The sequence below is a fragment of the Pedobacter sp. AC379 genome (assembly GCF_979258145.1).
Genome location: NZ_OZ409839.1, coordinates 1,342,096 through 1,363,088, shown reverse-complemented (window position 1 = coordinate 1,363,088; position 20,993 = coordinate 1,342,096). Strand labels below are relative to the sequence as shown.

Here is a 20,993-nt window from a genome sequence, read left to right as displayed (position 1 = left end):
TAACCATTTGTACAAATGTTTGCCAATATTATTGACAAGACAACAAATTAAAAATCAGTCAATTAAATCAAATGAATAACGAGTTTGTACAAGCCGAAAATTCTGTTTTTTTTAAACAGCTGGATATTTGCTGTAAAAAAGTTGCCAAGGAGATTAGTGAAAAAAGCATTTCGGAATGGAGAAATAGCGACTATATCAAGCTTAGTGGTTTATTGCATCGAAAAACAAAAGTTCATTTGAGTGAAAACACCCTAAAACGCATTTTCGGAAAGCTCAAAACATCAACACGTTATTACCCACAAAAAGCAACAAGAGATGCCCTTGCTCAATTTATTGGTTTTAGAGATTGGTATGAATTTGAACTTTTACACCCACTAAATGAAAAGGATACTCCTATTAAGCCAGAAATAAAACCGGGGACTTCAAAGCATAAGAACAAAACCTATATCTACGTTTTGTTAGGCTTTGGCATTATAATGACCGGCATAATTTTCTTCCTTTTCTTAAGTGGTAACCAGAGTGTTAGCAATGTTAAATTAACCTGTTTAAACCCCGAAGGTAAAAGTCCGCATTCTGCCATTTTTAAACTGGATGTTTTGGGAAATCTACCTGATGATCCATCAACTTTTATAATAGACTTTGGAGATGCTAAAACCAAACGATCTGCTTCTGCAAATGCTGTTGTTAATCATTATTATGAAACTCCGGGGCGTTATTTCCCAATATTATACCACAAAAATACACCTATAGATACCGCTTATGTTTACCTGCAAAGCAAGGGATGGGATGTGATTGCTACAATACAATATGATACAACTAGGGTATATCCAATATTAAAGAAAATTTCTACCGCTCCTGATTATCATGTTACCACTAAGGAATTACTGAATGCAGGTATCGATACCAGTAAAACCTTTTTTGTATCGTTTGCAAATGTAAGACCCACAGCTATTAGTGCTGATAATTTTGAATTTAGTGCCGATATTAAAACCTCGGCCGAAAGACCAGGTGTTCGCTGCTCTCAGGCCGATATTGTGGTGTATGGAGAAAGCGATAGTCATTTTCTAAGTATTATCAAACCAGAATGTATTGCGTGGAGTGCTTACAGATTTTCTGAGCAGTTTAAAAATGGAGATAAAACTGATTTAAGAGCATTCGGACATGATTTAACCATTAGTAAAAATGTTAAATTACGAGTAAAAAATCAGCACGTATCCTTATTAATAGATAATAAGGAAGTTTTTAAAACCACCTATCATAAACCCATTGGAAAATTAATGGGCTTCAAAATTATGTTCGCAGGGATTGGCTCTTTTAAAAACTTCAATCTTGCGGACTTGAAAACGGGCGAAAAGTTTTAAGCATATATCTGCCAATGGCAAAAAATACCACAATTATCAGCCGTTAAAGCAATAGATGATTATGCGATATGTTAAAATGGTTATATTGCAACACTAAACCGTTAATGAACAATCTCAAAAAAGCTAATTTTAATAAACTATCGTCATTTCTGTTAAAAAAGGAATGCATTTTTGCCATTTACCTGATATTAGCTATTGTAGCAGGTTATAAGCAATATCATCACCATACTTATAACAATTACCTGATTTTTAAATATGTATATTGGCACACTGTAGATTTACAAAACTTATATAACAATTATCCTGAATATTTAGATAGTAACCACTACGGACCCATATTCTCTATTTTTATTGCCCCATTTGCTTTACTTCCTGATGGTTTGGGCGCCATTCTATGGAACATTTCTAATGTATGTATATTACTATGGGGTATTTACAGCCTACCCATTTCAATAAATAAACGTACTATAATTGCCTGGATCTGTGCTCACGAAACTTTAACTACCCTATTCAGTTTTCAATTCAACATTGCCCTAACCGGAATAATATTACTCAGCTTTTCTTACCTGATCAAAAAGAAAGAAATACAATCAGCATTTTTTATTGCCTTTGGCACGCTTGTTAAACTCTATGGAATTGTAGGACTCGCATTTTTTTTCTTCGCTAAGAATAAATTAAAATTTATTATAGGCTGTTTTATTGCTTTCACCGCACTCTTTTTATTACCAATGGCACTCTCATCACCAGCATTTATTGTTCAATGCTATGCCGATTGGTACCACTCACTCGCGCATAAAAATGATATAAATGCTTCTTTAACATCTTTTCAGGATATTTCTTTAATGGGGATTGTGAGAAGAGTATCCGGGAACGTAAATATTCCAAATACACCATTTTTGTTGGGCGGTGTGCTTTTGTTCGGTTTACCATATCTGCGGATCAATCAATACAAAAATTTAGGTTTTAGGTTAATGCTTCTCGCATCTACACTTATTTTTACTGTTATATTTAGCAGCGGGTCGGAATCGCCAACTTACATTATCGCATTCGCCGGTGTTGCCATTTGGTTCGTGGTGCAACAAAAACCCAAAAAAGTATGGGTAATTGCATTGTTTGTTTTCGCTTTTATCTTAACCAGCTTATCTCCAACCGACATTTTTCCCAAATCAGTGAAAGAATTTATTCGTCTATATTCCCTTAAAGCCCTACCTTGCGTAATCATTTGGCTAACCATAATATATCAAATGATGAAAGAAGATTTTAAATCTTATCTGATTGCCGAGAATGAATAAATTAGTTTCTATAGTAATCCCTGCCTACAACGAAGCCGATAATATTTTTGTAATTGCAGAAAGTATTAAAAATGTTTTTTCTACGATCAATTATCGTTACGAGATTATCCTTGTGGATGACGGAAGTGCCGATCATACCCTAGAAAAAATAAAAGACCATGCATTAACCGCAGATAATATATTTTTTCTGGAATTTTCTAAAAACTTCGGCCATCAACTGGCAGTAAAAGCGGGTATGGATCATGCTTTCGGCGATTGTGTTATTTCTATGGATTGTGATATGCAGCATCCACCAGAGCTGATTCCACAAATGCTCCAAAAATGGGAGGAAGGTTTTGAAGTAGTCTATACCATCCGTGAAGAAGATAAAAATTTGTCAAAAGGTAAAAGAAGTTCATCGAATCTGTTTTACAAAACCTTAAACTGGCTTTCGGATATTGACCTTGAGCCGGGAGCGGCTGATTTCCGTTTGCTCGACCAAAAAGTTGTTTCTGTTTTTAGAAATTTTCATGAAAATGAGCCTTTTTTGCGTGGATTAGTGAAATGGTTAGGTTTTAAACAATTTGCCATCAGGTATAACCCTGCTGCCCGGTTTTCAGGCCAAAGTAAATACACGTTTAAAAAAATGATGAGGCTAGCACTTCATGGTGTTACTTCTTTCAGTATAAAACCGCTTTATTCTGCCGTTTACTTGGGTTTCACCCTTTCTTTCGCTTCGGTGCTATACATTCCCTATATTATTTATGCATTCGTAAATAATGTTGAAGTTTCCGGCTGGGCATCAGTAATCATGACCATTGTTTTTTTTGGAGGATTACAACTCATCATTTTAGGGATAATTGGCATCTACGTCGGTAAAATGTTTATGCAATCTAAAAACCGTCCAAATTACATCATCCGTTCAACAAATATTCAACATAAATAAAATGGTGCTTTTAAGTTTTGATATCGAAGAGTTTGATATGCCTTTTGAATATGGAAAAGACATTTCTTTTGAAGATCAGATTTCCATTTCGAGGGAAGGAACCATTACCATTTTAGACATTTTGGATAAATACAATGTGAAAGCCACGTTTTTCTGTACAGTTACTTTTGCCGAAAATATTCCAGATCTGATAAAACGAATTACAGAAACAGGTCACGAACTCGCTTCCCATGGCTATTATCATTCTGATTTTAAACCAGAACACCTGCTTCAATCTAAACTTAAATTAGAAGAACTCTCTGGCAAAGAAATTACAGGATACCGAATGGCCAGGATGATGCCTGTTGATGAAAAAGAAATTGAAAAAGCCGGATACAGATATAATACATCTATTAATCCAACTTATTTACCAGGGCGTTACAATAATTTTAATATTTCGAGAACACATTTTATTAAGGATAATGTAATACAAATTCCAGCTTCGGTAAGTCCGCTGATTCGTTTTCCTTTGTTTTGGCTTTCCTTTCATAACCTCCCATTAAGCGTATATAAAACATTAGCCAGCTGGACTTATAAAAAGGATAAATACTTGAATATTTATTTTCATCCCTGGGAATTTACTGACCTGAAAGATTTTGAAAGATTTGGTTTCCCCGCTTATGTAAGGAAAAATACCGGCATTAAAATGATTAAACGCATGGAAAAACTTATTTCATGGATGAAAGTTAAAAATTATACATTCGGAACGTTTCAGGAGTTTATCCAAACTATTTCTGTAAAATAAAAAATCGATAGCTGAGAACTATTTATACGTTTCAGCCAATTTTAAAGCATTATAGGCATTAACAATACCTCCGCTCACACAAACCTCACTAAAAAGTACCCGAACATTTTCACCTTTCTCGTTTTTGTATTTTACTTTGTGTGCAACTTTTGAAACGGATTTCATAAGAATCTCACGTATTTGAGCAGGCTTTAATTCCGGATAGTAGCTTAAAATTAATGCGGCCAAACCTGCAACAACAGGCGAAGCCATACTGGTACCATCCGCCTCCTCATACTTATTGTCGGGTACGCTTGACTTTATTAAAAATCCTGGTGCAAAAACATCTACATTGTATTTACCATAGTTTGAAAAATCTGCTTTAAGGTTATCATCATCCTTGTAAGCACTTGCACCAACCTCAATCCAATTGCTGGCATGTGGGAGATTAAACTTAGCAGTGTCTACCGGAATAGCTTTAATCAATGCCGACCTTTCGAAAGGTGGCCGCATACCCATTCCATTATTTTGTGCCATTGGTTTAGGAGGTGTAAAATCTGGTTTAGTTGGCTTTTTGTTTGCTTGTTTATAAGCTTCAGCTTCCTTACTATCGAAGAACTTATTAGGATAATTTTCTTCTAAATCATTATTTTGATTGTCGTTTCCAGCAGCATGCACCAATAGAACACCTTTTTCTTCCGCATATTTAACAGCAGAATCTACTGCTTTTTTATCCCATTTATAACTTTTGCCGAAGCTCATGTTAATCACCTTTGCGCCGTTATCTACCGCATAGCGGATACCATTGGCTACATCTTTATCACGTTCATCACCAGTGGGCACAACCCGGATAGCCATAATACTTACATTATTGGCTACACCAAAAATGCCTTCAGTGTTTGTGCGATCTGCACCTATAATACCTGATACATGGGTTCCATGGAATGCATCTGGCCCTTTTACATCATTATTCCCGTAGTTTTTCTGATAAGGATTGGTGTAATCATCACCAACCAATTCAGCACGCATATCATATTTAGGATTTAAGTTGTATTTTAACATTGCATCATATTGCTTATAACCTTCTTTGATGCTTTTGTAAAATTTATCAAAACTTCCATCCTCTCTAGATCCTTTTCTGATGATATTTTTTACCTGTTCTTCGGTCTCATCATCCGCTTTATAACGATCAACATCCTCCAACGTAGGTACTTCCTTTTTATTGATTTTAGCTACCGAATCCAAAACTTTGTTAATTGCAATAAGTACAGAAAATGTGTTACTGGCATCCTCATACTTTTTCCCGAAGTCGCCTACCATTTTTTTATACAATTTAAATTCTTCCTTTTGGCTGCTATCCAAAGGTGTTAGATTGGTTGTGGATTGATATTTTGGTGTATAAATTCTTAATAAGCGTACCAATTCTAAGTTATCATACTCGAGATTTCCTTTTTTTGATCCAATAAAATTCCAGCCATGAATATCATCAATGTAACCATTTCCGTCATCATCAATTCCGTTTCCAGGAATTTCCTTTTTATTCGTCCATAATATGCGTTGTAAGTCCGGATGCTTAATATCTACTCCCCCATCAATTACAGCCACAATGATATTTTGCTTTGGCTTTTTATCTTTCAAAATATCGCGATAAGCCTTTTCCGTACTTATTCCGAAATATCCATTTTCTAACAAATCGAGATTAAACCAATTTGCCGGAAGTTGCACATTTTTACTTTGAGCAAAAACGGAGGTGTTTATGCACAAAATTAAAGCAAGAAAAGTCAATGTCTTAAAGTTCACATTCATTATGATAGTATGTACGAAATACTACAATAATACGGTTTTATTACCTTGAGGGTGAAAGATTTTACATTTTTTAACAAGTCATAATGAAGTGTATCAACAACATAATCTGTTGGAAATATTTCTTCATCATAACATTTATGGAAGAGCCTGTTTTGATATAATACCTTAATCTTTCTTAACTTCTTAATGGTAGAGAAAAGAAAACCCTCTTCGTAATCAGCGGGAACCTAACCATCAACCATTTAGAAATAAAGGTAATAAAGAAAGGGTTTCCAAGCCAACATAGTGCTTAATTTTACTTAACAGCTTAATGATGGTAAAAACAATATGCGGAGATCAGCACGACCAGCCTCTTTATTATTTAGAAATTAAGGTAATGAAGAAAGGGATTCCAAGTTAACATAGTGCATCTTCATGTCGGGAAGAAAATCGGAAATGCTGATAGGATTGCCTTAAACGAAGAAAACCCTTCAGCATTTCTGCTGAAGGGTTTCTTTTAAGATTTGGCACCGACCTACTCTCCCACGTGTTACCGCAGTACCATCGGCTCTGGTGGGCTTAACTTCTCTGTTCGGAATGGGAAGAGGTGGACACCACCGATATAGGCACCTAAATATTTTTATTTGAGCTGAAAGGATAAAGCTCAAAGCTTAAAGCTCTGTATTCCGCTTTGGTCTCTGGTCTTTTGGCTTTCCGCTTAAATGACATATTATTGAAAGAAGTTATTATGAAGAACAAACAACAGTCTGTTTGCTTTGAAAGCTTCGGATGATTAGTACTACTCGACTGTGCTGTCACCAGCTTTACATCTGTAGCCTATCAACGTAGTAGTCTTCTACGGTCCTATATGGAATTCTCATCTCGTGGCTAGTTTCGCACTTAGATGCTTTCAGCGCTTATCTATTCCCAGCGTAGCTACTCTGCAATGCCCCTGGCGGAACAACAGATTCACTAGAGGCTGGTCCAACCCGGTCCTCTCGTACTAAGGTCAGCCCCACTCAAAATTCCTACGCCCACAACAGATAGGGACCGAACTGTCTCGCGACGTTCTGAACCCAGCTCGCGTGCCACTTTAATCGGCGAACAGCCGAACCCTTGGGACCTTCTCCAGCCCCAGGATGTGACGAGCCGACATCGAGGTGCCAAACCTCCCCGTCGATATGAGCTCTTGGGGGAGATCAGCCTGTTATCCCCAGCGTACCTTTTATCCTTTGAGCGATGGCCCTTCCATGCAGAACCACCGGATCACTATATCCGTCTTTCGACCCTGATCGACTTGTCTGTCTCACAGTCAAGCAAGCTTATGCTATTGCACTCCGCGTACGGTTACCAAGCGTACTGAGCTTACCTTTGAAAGCCTCCGTTACCTTTTTGGAGGCGACCACCCCAGTCAAACTACCCATCAAACAATGTCTCCCGCTTGGCGGGATTAGACACCGAATACAGAAAGGGTGGTATTTCAACGTTGGCTCCACGACGCCTAGCGACGCCGCTTCAAAGCCTCCCACCTATCCTACACATCCTGTATCCAATGTCAATGTTAAATTGTAGTGAAGGTGCATGGGGTCTTTCCGTCCCGTTGCGGGTACCCGGCGTCTTCACCGGGACCACAATTTCACCGAGCTCATGGCTGAGACAGCGCCCAGATCGTTACACCATTCGTGCAGGTCGGAACTTACCCGACAAGGAATTTCGCTACCTTAGGACCGTTATAGTTACGGCCGCCGTTTACTGGGGCTTCGATTCAATGCTTCTCTTACGATGACATCCCCTCTTAACCTTCCAGCACCGGGCAGGTGTCAGGCCTTATACCTCATCTTTCGATTTTGCAAAGCCATGTGTTTTTGTTAAACAGTCGCCTGGGCCTTTTCACTGCGGCTTACATTGCTGCAAGCGCCCCTTCTCCCGAAGTTACAGGGCCATTTTGCCGAGTTCCTTAGCCATGATTCACTCGAGCACCTTAGAATCCTCTTCCCGGATACCTGTGTCGGTTTGCGGTACGGGTTTTTATAACCTGAAGCTTAGCGGTTTTTCTTGGAAGTCTGATTACCTGCGCTATCCGCTTACCCGAAGGCTCGCGGTACTATCAGCTTTCAGCATCGTTGGCGGATTTGCCTACCATCGATATACCTACGGCCTTTAACGATCTATTCCGTCAGATCGCGGCAGTGTCACTACTCCGTCCCCACATCGCAGTTATAAAAAGTACTGGAATATTAACCAGTTGTCCATCGAATTTCCCCTTCGGGTTCTCCTTAGGTCCCGACTGACCCTGATCCGATTAGCGTTGATCAGGAAACCTTATCCTTTCGGTGGGCGGGTTTCTCTCCCGCCTTATCGTTACTTATGCCTACATTTGCTTTTCTATACGCTCCAGCACCCATTACCAGATACCTTCGCTGCATATAGAATGCTCCCCTACCGATATATTTCAATCCCATAGCTTCGGTGAACAGTTTAATGCCCGTTTATTATCCATGCCCGATCGCTCGACTAGTGAGCTGTTACGCACTCTTTAAATGAATGGCTGCTTCCAAGCCAACATCCTAGCTGTCTGTGCAATCGGACCTCGTTAGTTCAACTTAACTGTCACTTGGGGACCTTAGCTGATGGTCTGGGTTCTTTCCCTCTCGGCGCGTGACCTTAGCACCCCGCGCCTCACTGCAGATCATATTTCATAGCATTCGGAGTTTGTCTGGATTTGGTAGGATTTGACTCCCCCGCACCCAATCAGTAGCTCTACCTCTATGAAACTTAATATCCACGCTGTTCCTAAAAACATTTCGGGGAGTACGAGCTATTTCCCAGTTTGATTAGCCTTTCACCCCTACCCACAGATCATCCGGAAACTTTTCAACGTTTATCGGTTCGGTCCTCCAGTACGTGTTACCGCACCTTCAACCTGTCCATGGGTAGATCACAAGGTTTCGCGTCTACCCCCTCTGACTATACGCCCTGTTCAGACTCGCTTTCGCTTCGGATCCGTGCCTGAAGCACTTAACCTTGCCAGAGAGGAGTAACTCGTAGGCTCATTATGCAAAAGGCACGCCGTCACACCACTTGGATGCTCCGACCGCTTGTAAGTACACGGTTTCAGGTTCTATTTCACTCCCCTGTTCGGGGTTCTTTTCACCTTTCCCTCACGGTACTGGTTCACTATCGGTCTCTCAGGAGTATTTAGCCTTACCGGATGGTGCCGGCAGATTCCCACAAGGCGTCTCCGACCTCGCGGTACTCAGGATACTACTAGACTGGTATTCTATACGTGTACAGGGCTATCACCTTGTCTCGCCGGGCTTCCCATCCCGTTCCACTTCTGTTTACCAATGCCACATCGTAGTCCTACAACCCCCACTTTGCCGTAACAAAGTAGGTTTGGGCTCTTTCCCTTTCGCTCGCCACTACTTAGGAAATCATTGTTATTTTCTCTTCCTCTGCTTACTTAGATGTTTCAGTTCGGCAGGTTTGCTCATTATATGTGACTAGTCTTCAACTAGCCGGGTTGCCCCATTCGGAAATCTTCGGATCAGTTCCTATTTGCAAATACCCGAAGCTTATCGCAGCTTATCACGTCCTTCATCGCCTCTGAGAGCCAAGGCATCCCCCGTGTACTCTTTATTACTTTCTTCTACTCATATGCCTTTTGCGCCATATGGTATGCTTTTTTTGCTCTTGTCATGATGTCTCATACTTATCGGTTTCTTGCGATCCCTTTAAGCGAGCACAAACACAACAGTCGCCTATTGTTGTTTGCTCTTCTTTTTTAACTTCTTCCAATATGTCAAAGAACTTTACTGAGGCTGAAGGCCGAAGGTATAAAGGCGGAGGGTTTCATTGTCCCCAACCTAAGCTCCGTTTCAGCTCCGTTAGTAAAAAACTGCGGTCTCGAACCGTTCCATACCTTTGATCGTATGTGCCCCATGGCGTTTCTTCTTTTCTTAATCTTTATGTCAATGTATATTACCTATCCCGGTAATAAGGTATGTATTCTGTGTTTTTTGAAAGCTTTCAGCTTTGGTCTTTAAGCTTTATGCTCAAATGTGGAGAATAACGGAGTCGAACCGTTGACCTTCCCGATAGCTATCGGGACGCTCCAGCGCCATCCGCTGAAACTCTTATTGTGGAGAATAACGGAGTCGAACCGTTGACCTCCTGCGTGCAAGGCAGGCGCTCTAGCCAGCTGAGCTAATCCCCCAGAGTGCAGTTATCAGTTTTCAGTTCTCAGTTTTCAGTTATGACAACTGTCAACTGCAAACCGCCAATTGTAAACTTCAATGGTAGTCCCGTCCAGATTTGAACTGGAGACCCCTACATTATCAGTGTAGTGCTCTAACCAGGCTGAGCTACGGGACTTCTTGATTTTAAGGTAGGCTTAACAGTTGCAGTATATAGTATCTTACCGCTACTGCTTCCCTTTTTGGCTTACCCTTCATGTCTCCGTTGCGCTTGCCTTTATAGCAGCCCACCGTTTTCTTCTGGGTGTTTCTTTTTTCTCTTGTGTTTTTTAAAGTATCCGGTATCTGTGCCCTCCGCCTTTCAGCTTTGGTCTTTTACCTTTTACCTTAATTAGAAATATCATGTTGCGTGGCGAGTAGGCGGTGCTACTCCAGAAAGGAGGTATTCCAGCCGCACCTTCCGGTACGGCTACCTTGTTACGACTTAGCCCCAGTTATCGGTTTTACCCTAGGACGCTCCTTGCGGTTACATACTTTAGGTACCCCCAACTTCCATGGCTTGACGGGCGGTGTGTACAAGGCCCGGGAACGTATTCACCGCGTCATTGCTGATACGCGATTACTAGCGAATCCAACTTCATGGGGTCGAGTTGCAGACCCCAATCCGAACTGTGAACGGCTTTGTGAGATTCGCATACCGTTGCCGGCTAGCTGCCCTCTGTACCGTCCATTGTAGCACGTGTGTAGCCCCGGACGTAAGGGCCATGATGACTTGACGTCGTCCCCTCCTTCCTCTCTGTTTGCACAGGCAGTCTGTTTAGAGTCCCCACCTTAACGTGCTGGCAACTAAACATAGGGGTTGCGCTCGTTGCGGGACTTAACCCAACACCTCACGGCACGAGCTGACGACAGCCATGCAGCACCTAGTTTCGTGTGATTGCTCACTCATTTATCTCTAAATGATTCACTAACTTTCAAGCCCGGGTAAGGTTCCTCGCGTATCATCGAATTAAACCACATGCTCCTCCGCTTGTGCGGGCCCCCGTCAATTCCTTTGAGTTTCACTCTTGCGAGCGTACTCCCCAGGTGGAACACTTAACGCTTTCGCTTAGCCGCTGACTGTGTACCGCCAACAGCGAGTGTTCATCGTTTAGGGCGTGGACTACCAGGGTATCTAATCCTGTTTGATCCCCACGCTTTCGTGCCTCAGCGTCAATAAGACCATAGTAAGCTGCCTTCGCAATCGGTGTTCTGAGACATATCTATGCATTTCACCGCTACTTGTCTCATTCCGCCTACCTCTAGTCCATTCAAGCCCATCAGTATCAAGGGCACTGCGATAGTTGAGCTACCGTCTTTCACCCCTGACTTAACAGGCCGCCTACGCACCCTTTAAACCCAATAAATCCGGATAACGCTTGGATCCTCCGTATTACCGCGGCTGCTGGCACGGAGTTAGCCGATCCTTATTCTTCCGGTACATTCAGCTTCCTACACGTAGAAAGGTTTATTCCCGGATAAAAGCAGTTTACAACCCATAGGGCAGTCTTCCTGCACGCGGCATGGCTGGTTCAGAGTTGCCTCCATTGACCAATATTCCTTACTGCTGCCTCCCGTAGGAGTCTGGTCCGTGTCTCAGTACCAGTGTGGGGGGCCATCCTCTCAGATCCCCTAGTCATCGTCGCCTTGGTGGGCCGTTACCCCGCCAACTAGCTAATGACACGCATGCCCATCTCAATCCCATAAATGTTTGATCATTGGATAATGCCATCCTGTGATTTTATGCGGTATTAATCCGGATTTCTCCGGGCTATCCCCCAGATTAAGGTAGGTTGCATACGCGTTACGCACCCGTGCGCCACTTTCAAATCCAGCAAGCTGGACAATCTCGTTCGACTTGCATGTATTAGGCCTGCCGCTAGCGTTCATCCTGAGCCAGGATCAAACTCTCCATTGTAAAATGTGTTGTAAGATGCTGACCAGTTTTAACTATTGTTAAAAATAGTCTTCTTTTTTGTTATGTTGTCTGTTAGACACCACCTTTAAAATAAAGCTACGTAATCATGTACTTTGATCGGTACTCCATTACCTCGCTACGCTACATTGACATCTCTTTCAAGAACTTGCTGACCTGGTAACCTCACGGCCGGTCATTTATATATCTTCGGTTTCAGTTTGGAAAAGTCTTCTTCGTCTTCCCCGTGTTTCATCCGTTTCAATCTTTTTTCTGTTTGCTTTCCGCAACATCCGCTGCTCAGCTTTTTGCCCTTCCTTTCGGTTGGGAGTGCAAAGGTAAGGATCTTTTTCAAACTTCCAAATAAAATAAATTTTATTTTTTAATTCTATTTTTTCCTTTCCCTTATTTCAATAGGCTGATTTTATTCAGCTTTCCGTCCTTCCGGAGCGGGCTGCAAAGGTAGCAATCTTTTCCTCACCTGCAACATTTATTTTAAAATAAATCCTGCCCTATCATCACCCTCTGCCATCCTTTCATTCAAAACCCTTCCTCCGAAGCGGGATGCAAAAGTAGGGAATTTTAGCTTATCCGCAAAGAAAATATCACTATAAACGCACAGTTTAATGTAAGTGTATGGTTTTCAGAAAGAAAAATTTAATGGAGTGAGCAAACTTTTTGGAAGTTAACGTGTTTAGAGGGGACTTTGTTCGGGGGATTGCAAGGTTCAATCTGCGCCCAGCTGTTTCAAGTTACCAAATAATACTGCCAGATAAACCCAACAGCAGCGGCAGCGCCTGGGTTTTCGCCGGGACTACTGCTTTTGACTTTTATAGTAGTACGGAATAGACTTTACAAAAAAAAATAAAAATCCTTTTAAGATGGGTTAATTGATCGATAAAAACCCTACGAATTAAGATTTAATAATAACAATCAATTTTTTAACTAAAGTAATGATTGCAACCAAAACAATTCCAGCAACGAGACCAAAGCCAAATTCTCTAATAATTGATGGCCAAGTAGGGAAAACATGATGTAAAAATGCTATGTTATGTGCAAATATTCCACCTGACACCAGGATTAATGCCACGGTACCCACTACACTTAATATTTTAATTATAATTGGTAGCGACTGAACCAACAACTTTCCAATGCGTGATAGTATCCCCTTTTCACCGTAAGCTTTGATTAACCTGTAACCAACATCATCCATTCGAACAATTGCTGCTACAATTCCATAAACACCAATTGTAGCCAATAAAGCGACAACAGATACGGTCATAATCTGAATAGCAAGTTTTTGATCTAGTACACTGCCCAATGCGATGATTACGATTTCTATTGAAAGGATAAAATCAGTGGTAATGGCAGATCTGATTTTTACCTTTTCTGCAGCTTCTCCTTCCTGAATTAATTCTTTTGCTTCTGCATGCGAAGATTCGGCCTTATGAAAAAAATATTCTACTATTTTTTCCACTCCTTCAAAAGCCAAATATAATCCACCGAGAACCAAAATCACTTTAATCGCTACGGGAAAAAAAACATTTAAGAGTAATGCTATTGGGACAATAATAATTTTATTAACTAAAGACCCTTTTGTGATTGCCCAAAGCACTGGCAGTTCCCTTGATGAAAGAAAACCAGTTGATTTTTCTGCGTTCACGGCTAAGTCATCACCCAAAATTCCAGCAGTCTTCTTAGCAGCGACCTTTGCCGTTACTGCTACATCATCCATTAACGCACCTATATCATCTAAAATCGCAAAAAAACCCGAAGCCATATCTAATTATTAATGTTGCAAAATATCAATTCCTTTTTAGATTATCTTATTAAATTAAAAATCCCTATCGTTATAATATATCCAAACTGGAGTAACTAAATTTAGGAGTGGAAGTAATTATGCTAAAATTTAAAATGATAAACCAAGAACATCGGAAGGATGGTTTAGTTTGAACATTTATTCAAAAAAGTAAAACGGGTAAAGTCTTTTCGTAAATCAGATTAATTTGCGGGAAACAGCCTCTTTACCATTTAGAAATTAAGGTAATGAAGAAAGGGTTTCCAAGCCAACATAGTGCATCTTCATGTCGGGAAGAAAATTGGAAATGCTGATAGGATTGCCTTAAACGAAGAAAACCCTTCAGCATTTCTGCTGAAGGGTTTCTTTTAAGATTTGGCACCGACCTACTCTCCCACGTGTTACCGCAGTACCATCGGCTCTGGTGGGCTTAACTTCTCTGTTCGGAATGGGAAGAGGTGGACACCACCGATATAGGCACCTAAATATTTTTATTTGAGCTGAAAGGATAAAGCTCAAAGCTTAAAGCTCTGTATTCCGCTTTGGTCTCTGGTCTTTTGGCTTTCCGCTTAAATGACATATTATTGAAAGAAGTTATTATGAAGAACAAACAACAGTCTGTTTGCTTTGAAAGCTTCGGATGATTAGTACTACTCGACTGTGCTGTCACCAGCTTTACATCTGTAGCCTATCAACGTAGTAGTCTTCTACGGTCCTATATGGAATTCTCATCTCGTGGCTAGTTTCGCACTTAGATGCTTTCAGCGCTTATCTATTCCCAGCGTAGCTACTCTGCAATGCCCCTGGCGGAACAACAGATTCACTAGAGGCTGGTCCAACCCGGTCCTCTCGTACTAAGGTCAGCCCCACTCAAAATTCCTACGCCCACAACAGATAGGGACCGAACTGTCTCGCGACGTTCTGAACCCAGCTCGCGTGCCACTTTAATCGGCGAACAGCCGAACCCTTGGGACCTTCTCCAGCCCCAGGATGTGACGAGCCGACATCGAGGTGCCAAACCTCCCCGTCGATATGAGCTCTTGGGGGAGATCAGCCTGTTATCCCCAGCGTACCTTTTATCCTTTGAGCGATGGCCCTTCCATGCAGAACCACCGGATCACTATATCCGTCTTTCGACCCTGATCGACTTGTCTGTCTCACAGTCAAGCAAGCTTATGCTATTGCACTCCGCGTACGGTTACCAAGCGTACTGAGCTTACCTTTGAAAGCCTCCGTTACCTTTTTGGAGGCGACCACCCCAGTCAAACTACCCATCAAACAATGTCTCCCGCTTGGCGGGATTAGACACCGAATACAGAAAGGGTGGTATTTCAACGTTGGCTCCACGACGCCTAGCGACGCCGCTTCAAAGCCTCCCACCTATCCTACACATCCTGTATCCAATGTCAATGTTAAATTGTAGTGAAGGTGCATGGGGTCTTTCCGTCCCGTTGCGGGTACCCGGCGTCTTCACCGGGACCACAATTTCACCGAGCTCATGGCTGAGACAGCGCCCAGATCGTTACACCATTCGTGCAGGTCGGAACTTACCCGACAAGGAATTTCGCTACCTTAGGACCGTTATAGTTACGGCCGCCGTTTACTGGGGCTTCGATTCAATGCTTCTCTTACGATGACATCCCCTCTTAACCTTCCAGCACCGGGCAGGTGTCAGGCCTTATACCTCATCTTTCGATTTTGCAAAGCCATGTGTTTTTGTTAAACAGTCGCCTGGGCCTTTTCACTGCGGCTTACATTGCTGCAAGCGCCCCTTCTCCCGAAGTTACAGGGCCATTTTGCCGAGTTCCTTAGCCATGATTCACTCGAGCACCTTAGAATCCTCTTCCCGGATACCTGTGTCGGTTTGCGGTACGGGTTTTTATAACCTGAAGCTTAGCGGTTTTTCTTGGAAGTCTGATTACCTGCGCTATCCGCTTACCCGAAGGCTCGCGGTACTATCAGCTTTCAGCATCGTTGGCGGATTTGCCTACCATCGATATACCTACGGCCTTTAACGATCTATTCCGTCAGATCGCGGCAGTGTCACTACTCCGTCCCCACATCGCAGTTATAAAAAGTACTGGAATATTAACCAGTTGTCCATCGAATTTCCCCTTCGGGTTCTCCTTAGGTCCCGACTGACCCTGATCCGATTAGCGTTGATCAGGAAACCTTATCCTTTCGGTGGGCGGGTTTCTCTCCCGCCTTATCGTTACTTATGCCTACATTTGCTTTTCTATACGCTCCAGCACCCATTACCAGATACCTTCGCTGCATATAGAATGCTCCCCTACCGATATATTTCAATCCCATAGCTTCGGTGAACAGTTTAATGCCCGTTTATTATCCATGCCCGATCGCTCGACTAGTGAGCTGTTACGCACTCTTTAAATGAATGGCTGCTTCCAAGCCAACATCCTAGCTGTCTGTGCAATCGGACCTCGTTAGTTCAACTTAACTGTCACTTGGGGACCTTAGCTGATGGTCTGGGTTCTTTCCCTCTCGGCGCGTGACCTTAGCACCCCGCGCCTCACTGCAGATCATATTTCATAGCATTCGGAGTTTGTCTGGATTTGGTAGGATTTGACTCCCCCGCACCCAATCAGTAGCTCTACCTCTATGAAACTTAATATCCACGCTGTTCCTAAAAACATTTCGGGGAGTACGAGCTATTTCCCAGTTTGATTAGCCTTTCACCCCTACCCACAGATCATCCGGAAACTTTTCAACGTTTATCGGTTCGGTCCTCCAGTACGTGTTACCGCACCTTCAACCTGTCCATGGGTAGATCACAAGGTTTCGCGTCTACCCCCTCTGACTATACGCCCTGTTCAGACTCGCTTTCGCTTCGGATCCGTGCCTGAAGCACTTAACCTTGCCAGAGAGGAGTAACTCGTAGGCTCATTATGCAAAAGGCACGCCGTCACACCACTTGGATGCTCCGACCGCTTGTAAGTACACGGTTTCAGGTTCTATTTCACTCCCCTGTTCGGGGTTCTTTTCACCTTTCCCTCACGGTACTGGTTCACTATCGGTCTCTCAGGAGTATTTAGCCTTACCGGATGGTGCCGGCAGATTCCCACAAGGCGTCTCCGACCTCGCGGTACTCAGGATACTACTAGACTGGTATTCTATACGTGTACAGGGCTATCACCTTGTCTCGCCGGGCTTCCCATCCCGTTCCACTTCTGTTTACCAATGCCACATCGTAGTCCTACAACCCCCACTTTGCCGTAACAAAGTAGGTTTGGGCTCTTTCCCTTTCGCTCGCCACTACTTAGGAAATCATTGTTATTTTCTCTTCCTCTGCTTACTTAGATGTTTCAGTTCGGCAGGTTTGCTCATTATATGTGACTAGTCTTCAACTAGCCGGGTTGCCCCATTCGGAAATCTTCGGATCAGTTCCTATTTGCAAATACCCGAAGCTTATCGCAGCTTATCACGTCCTTCATCGCCTCTGAGAGCCAAGGCATCCCCCGTGTACTCTTTATTACTTTCTTCTACTCATATGCCTTTTGCGCCATATGGTATGCTTTTTTTGCTCTTGTCATGATGTCTCATACTTATCGGTTTCTTGCGATCCCTTTAAGCGAGCACAAACACAACAGTCGCCTATTGTTGTTTGCTCTTCTTTTTTAACTTCTTCCAATATGTCAAAGAACTTTACTGAGGCTGAAGGCCGAAGGTATAAAGGCGGAGGGTTTCATTGTCCCCAACCTAAGCTCCGTTTCAGCTCCGTTAGTAAAAAACTGCGGTCTCGAACCGTTCCATATATATCTTTATATATATGTGCCCCATGGCGTTTCTTGTTTTCTTAATCTTTATGTCAATGTATATTACCTATCCCGGTAATAAAGTGTGTATATGTTGTGGTTTGTTTCAACTATAGGTTTTACCCTATACCCTCTACCTTAAACCCTCAACCTTAATGGTGGAGAATAACGGAGTCGAACCGTTGACCTTCCCGATAGCTATCGGGACGCTCCAGCGCCATCCGCTGAAACTCTTATTGTGGAGAATAACGGAGTCGAACCGTTGACCTCCTGCGTGCAAGGCAGGCGCTCTAGCCAGCTGAGCTAATCCCCCAGAGTGCAGTTTTCAGTTTCCAGTTTTCAGTTTTCAGTTATGACAACTGTCTACTGCAAACCGCCAATTGTAAACTTCAATGGTAGTCCCGTCCAGATTTGAACTGGAGACCCCTACATTATCAGTGTAGTGCTCTAACCAGGCTGAGCTACGGGACTTCTTGATTTTAAGGTAGGCTTAATAGTTGCAGTATATAGTATCTTACCGCTACTGCTTCCCTTTTTGGCTTACCCTTCATGTCTCCGTTGCGCTTGCCTTTATAGCAGCCCACCGTTTTCTTCTGGGTGTTTCTTTTTTCTCTTGTTTTTTTTAAAGTATCCGGTATCTGTGCCCGCTGCCTTTCAGCTTTGGTCTTTTACCTTTTACCTTGTTCGAAATATCATGTTGCGTGGCGAGTAGGCGGTGCTACTCCAGAAAGGAGGTATTCCAGCCGCACCTTCCGGTACGGCTACCTTGTTACGACTTAGCCCCAGTTATCGGTTTTACCCTAGGACGCTCCTTGCGGTTACATACTTTAGGTACCCCCAACTTCCATGGCTTGACGGGCGGTGTGTACAAGGCCCGGGAACGTATTCACCGCGTCATTGCTGATACGCGATTACTAGCGAATCCAACTTCATGGGGTCGAGTTGCAGACCCCAATCCGAACTGTGAACGGCTTTGTGAGATTCGCATACCGTTGCCGGCTAGCTGCCCTCTGTACCGTCCATTGTAGCACGTGTGTAGCCCCGGACGTAAGGGCCATGATGACTTGACGTCGTCCCCTCCTTCCTCTCTGTTTGCACAGGCAGTCTGTTTAGAGTCCCCACCTTAACGTGCTGGCAACTAAACATAGGGGTTGCGCTCGTTGCGGGACTTAACCCAACACCTCACGGCACGAGCTGACGACAGCCATGCAGCACCTAGTTTCGTGTGATTGCTCACTCATTTATCTCTAAATGATTCACTAACTTTCAAGCCCGGGTAAGGTTCCTCGCGTATCATCGAATTAAACCACATGCTCCTCCGCTTGTGCGGGCCCCCGTCAATTCCTTTGAGTTTCACTCTTGCGAGCGTACTCCCCAGGTGGAACACTTAACGCTTTCGCTTAGCCGCTGACTGTGTACCGCCAACAGCGAGTGTTCATCGTTTAGGGCGTGGACTACCAGGGTATCTAATCCTGTTTGATCCCCACGCTTTCGTGCCTCAGCGTCAATAAGACCATAGTAAGCTGCCTTCGCAATCGGTGTTCTGAGACATATCTATGCATTTCACCGCTACTTGTCTCATTCCGCCTACCTCTAGTCCATTCAAGCCCATCAGTATCAAGGGCACTGCGATAGTTGAGCTACCGTCTTTCACCCCTGACTTAACAGGCCGCCTACGCACCCTTTAAACCCAATAAATCCGGATAACGCTTGGATCCTCCGTATTACCGCGGCTGCTGGCACGGAGTTAGCCGATCCTTATTCTTCCGGTACATTCAGCTTCCTACACGTAGAAAGGTTTATTCCCGGATAAAAGCAGTTTACAACCCATAGGGCAGTCTTCCTGCACGCGGCATGGCTGGTTCAGAGTTGCCTCCATTGACCAATATTCCTTACTGCTGCCTCCCGTAGGAGTCTGGTCCGTGTCTCAGTACCAGTGTGGGGGGCCATCCTCTCAGATCCCCTAGTCATCGTCGCCTTGGTGGGCCGTTACCCCGCCAACTAGCTAATGACACGCATGCCCATCTCAATCCCATAAATGTTTGATCATTGGATAATGCCATCCTGTGATTTTATGCGGTATTAATCCGGATTTCTCCGGGCTATCCCCCAGATTAAGGTAGGTTGCATACGCGTTACGCACCCGTGCGCCACTTTCAAATCCAGCAAGCTGGACAATCTCGTTCGACTTGCATGTATTAGGCCTGCCGCTAGCGTTCATCCTGAGCCAGGATCAAACTCTCCATTGTAAAATGTGTTGTAAGATGCTGACCAGTTTTAACTATTGTTAAAAATAGTCTTCTTTTTTGTTATGTTGTCTGTTAGACACCACCTTTAAAATAAAGCTACGTAATCATGTACTTTGATCGGTACTCCATTACCTCGCTACGCTACATTGACATCTCTTTTAAGAACTTATTGACCCGGTAACCTCACGGCCGGCCATTTTATATATCTTCGGTTTCAGTTTGGAAAAGTCTTCTTCGTCTTCCCCGTGTTTCATCCGTTTCAATCTTTTTTCTGTTTGCTTTCCGCAACATCCGCTGCTCAGCTTTTTGCCCTTCCTTTCGGTTGGGAGTGCAAAGGTAAGGATCTTTTTCAAACTTCCAAATAAAATAGATTTTATTTTTTGATTCTCTTTTTTCCTTTCCCCTTATTTCAACTTGCTGATTTTATTCAGCTTTCCGTCCTTCCGGAGCGGGCTGCAAAGGTAGCAATCTTTTCCTCACCCGCAATATTTATTTTAAAATAAATATTGCCCCATCATCACCCTCTGCCATCCTTTCATTCAAAACCCTTCCTCCGAAGCGGGATGCAAAAGTAGGTAATTTCAGCTTATCCGCAAAGAAAATCCACGGAATATCCACAGGTCCGACGTAACTTGATGGTTTTCAGAAAGAAAAATTTAATGGGGAAGGCAAACTTTTTGGAAGTTAACGTGTTTATAGGGGCTTTGTTCATAGGGATTGCAAGGTTCAATCTGCGCCCAGCTGTTTCAGGTTACCGGAAAACCCTGCAAAATAAACCCGATTAAAATGAAAAGCCCGCAGCGCAGTGAGGACTTGTAATGAAACGCGGGAAGAAACTTATATCGTAGCAAAGGAACAGGCTTTACAGATAACAATAAACACATTGGTGGATTTCTG

6 protein-coding genes, 4 tRNA genes and 6 rRNA genes are annotated in these 20,993 nt (G+C 43.0%); 4 read left to right on the top strand and 12 right to left on the bottom strand.

The window, feature by feature from the left end; genetic code table 11:
* The first annotated feature begins 71 nt into the window (after nt 1–71).
* From ACZZZW_RS06005 to ACZZZW_RS05990, 4 genes are all read left to right on the top strand, one after another.
* Nucleotides 72–1,361: a hypothetical protein gene (locus ACZZZW_RS06005; RefSeq protein ID WP_055909560.1), complete on the top strand. Its 1,290-nt coding sequence runs from the start codon at nt 72–74 to the stop codon at nt 1,359–1,361.
* Nucleotides 1,362–1,465: 104 nt separating this feature from the next.
* On the top strand, nt 1,466–2,653 hold the full coding sequence (locus ACZZZW_RS06000) for a glycosyltransferase family 87 protein (RefSeq protein ID WP_463492564.1): 1,188 nt from the start codon (nt 1,466–1,468) through the stop codon (nt 2,651–2,653).
* Nucleotides 2,646–3,578, top strand: coding sequence for a glycosyltransferase family 2 protein (locus ACZZZW_RS05995; protein WP_463492563.1), 933 nt, complete (start codon nt 2,646–2,648; stop codon nt 3,576–3,578). The genes ACZZZW_RS06000 and ACZZZW_RS05995 overlap by 8 nt, the downstream gene beginning before the upstream one ends.
* Before the next feature lies 1 nt (nt 3,579).
* Entirely contained in the window at nt 3,580–4,362 is a 783-nt protein-coding gene (locus ACZZZW_RS05990) for a polysaccharide deacetylase family protein (protein WP_463492562.1), read from the top strand.
* An 18-nt stretch (nt 4,363–4,380) separates the two neighbouring features.
* Here the strand turns inward: ACZZZW_RS05990 and ACZZZW_RS05985 are convergent, their stop codons facing one another.
* The 12 genes from ACZZZW_RS05985 to ACZZZW_RS05930 form a co-directional block, all read right to left on the bottom strand.
* Nucleotides 4,381–6,147, bottom strand: a complete 1,767-nt coding sequence (locus ACZZZW_RS05985; RefSeq protein WP_463492561.1) for a S8 family serine peptidase — start codon at nt 6,145–6,147, stop codon at nt 4,381–4,383.
* A 501-nt stretch (nt 6,148–6,648) separates the two neighbouring features.
* Nucleotides 6,649–6,760: ribosomal RNA gene (rrf, locus tag ACZZZW_RS05980) — 5S ribosomal RNA — on the bottom strand.
* A gap of 140 nt (nt 6,761–6,900) precedes the next feature.
* Nucleotides 6,901–9,775: ribosomal RNA gene (locus ACZZZW_RS05975) — 23S ribosomal RNA — on the bottom strand.
* Nucleotides 9,776–10,268: 493 nt separating this feature from the next.
* Nucleotides 10,269–10,342: transfer RNA gene (locus ACZZZW_RS05970), tRNA-Ala, on the bottom strand.
* An 80-nt stretch (nt 10,343–10,422) separates the two neighbouring features.
* Nucleotides 10,423–10,500: transfer RNA gene (locus ACZZZW_RS05965), tRNA-Ile, on the bottom strand.
* Between the two features lie 257 nt (nt 10,501–10,757).
* A 16S ribosomal RNA gene (locus ACZZZW_RS05960) occupies nt 10,758–12,279 on the bottom strand.
* Together the 16S, 23S and 5S rRNA genes with 2 tRNA genes alongside form the textbook arrangement of a ribosomal RNA operon.
* Before the next feature lie 910 nt (nt 12,280–13,189).
* Nucleotides 13,190–14,056 carry a DUF808 domain-containing protein gene (locus ACZZZW_RS05955; protein ID WP_055912206.1) on the bottom strand — a complete coding sequence of 289 codons (867 nt, stop codon included), beginning with the start codon at nt 14,054–14,056 and terminating at the stop codon, nt 13,190–13,192.
* Nucleotides 14,057–14,447: 391 nt separating this feature from the next.
* Nucleotides 14,448–14,559: ribosomal RNA gene (rrf, locus tag ACZZZW_RS05950) — 5S ribosomal RNA — on the bottom strand.
* A 140-nt stretch (nt 14,560–14,699) separates the two neighbouring features.
* Nucleotides 14,700–17,574, bottom strand: a 23S ribosomal RNA gene (locus tag ACZZZW_RS05945).
* A gap of 512 nt (nt 17,575–18,086) precedes the next feature.
* Nucleotides 18,087–18,160, bottom strand: a tRNA-Ala gene (locus tag ACZZZW_RS05940).
* An 80-nt stretch (nt 18,161–18,240) separates the two neighbouring features.
* Nucleotides 18,241–18,318, bottom strand: a tRNA-Ile gene (locus tag ACZZZW_RS05935).
* A 256-nt stretch (nt 18,319–18,574) separates the two neighbouring features.
* Nucleotides 18,575–20,096: ribosomal RNA gene (locus ACZZZW_RS05930) — 16S ribosomal RNA — on the bottom strand.
* Nucleotides 20,097–20,993 lie beyond the last annotated feature (897 nt).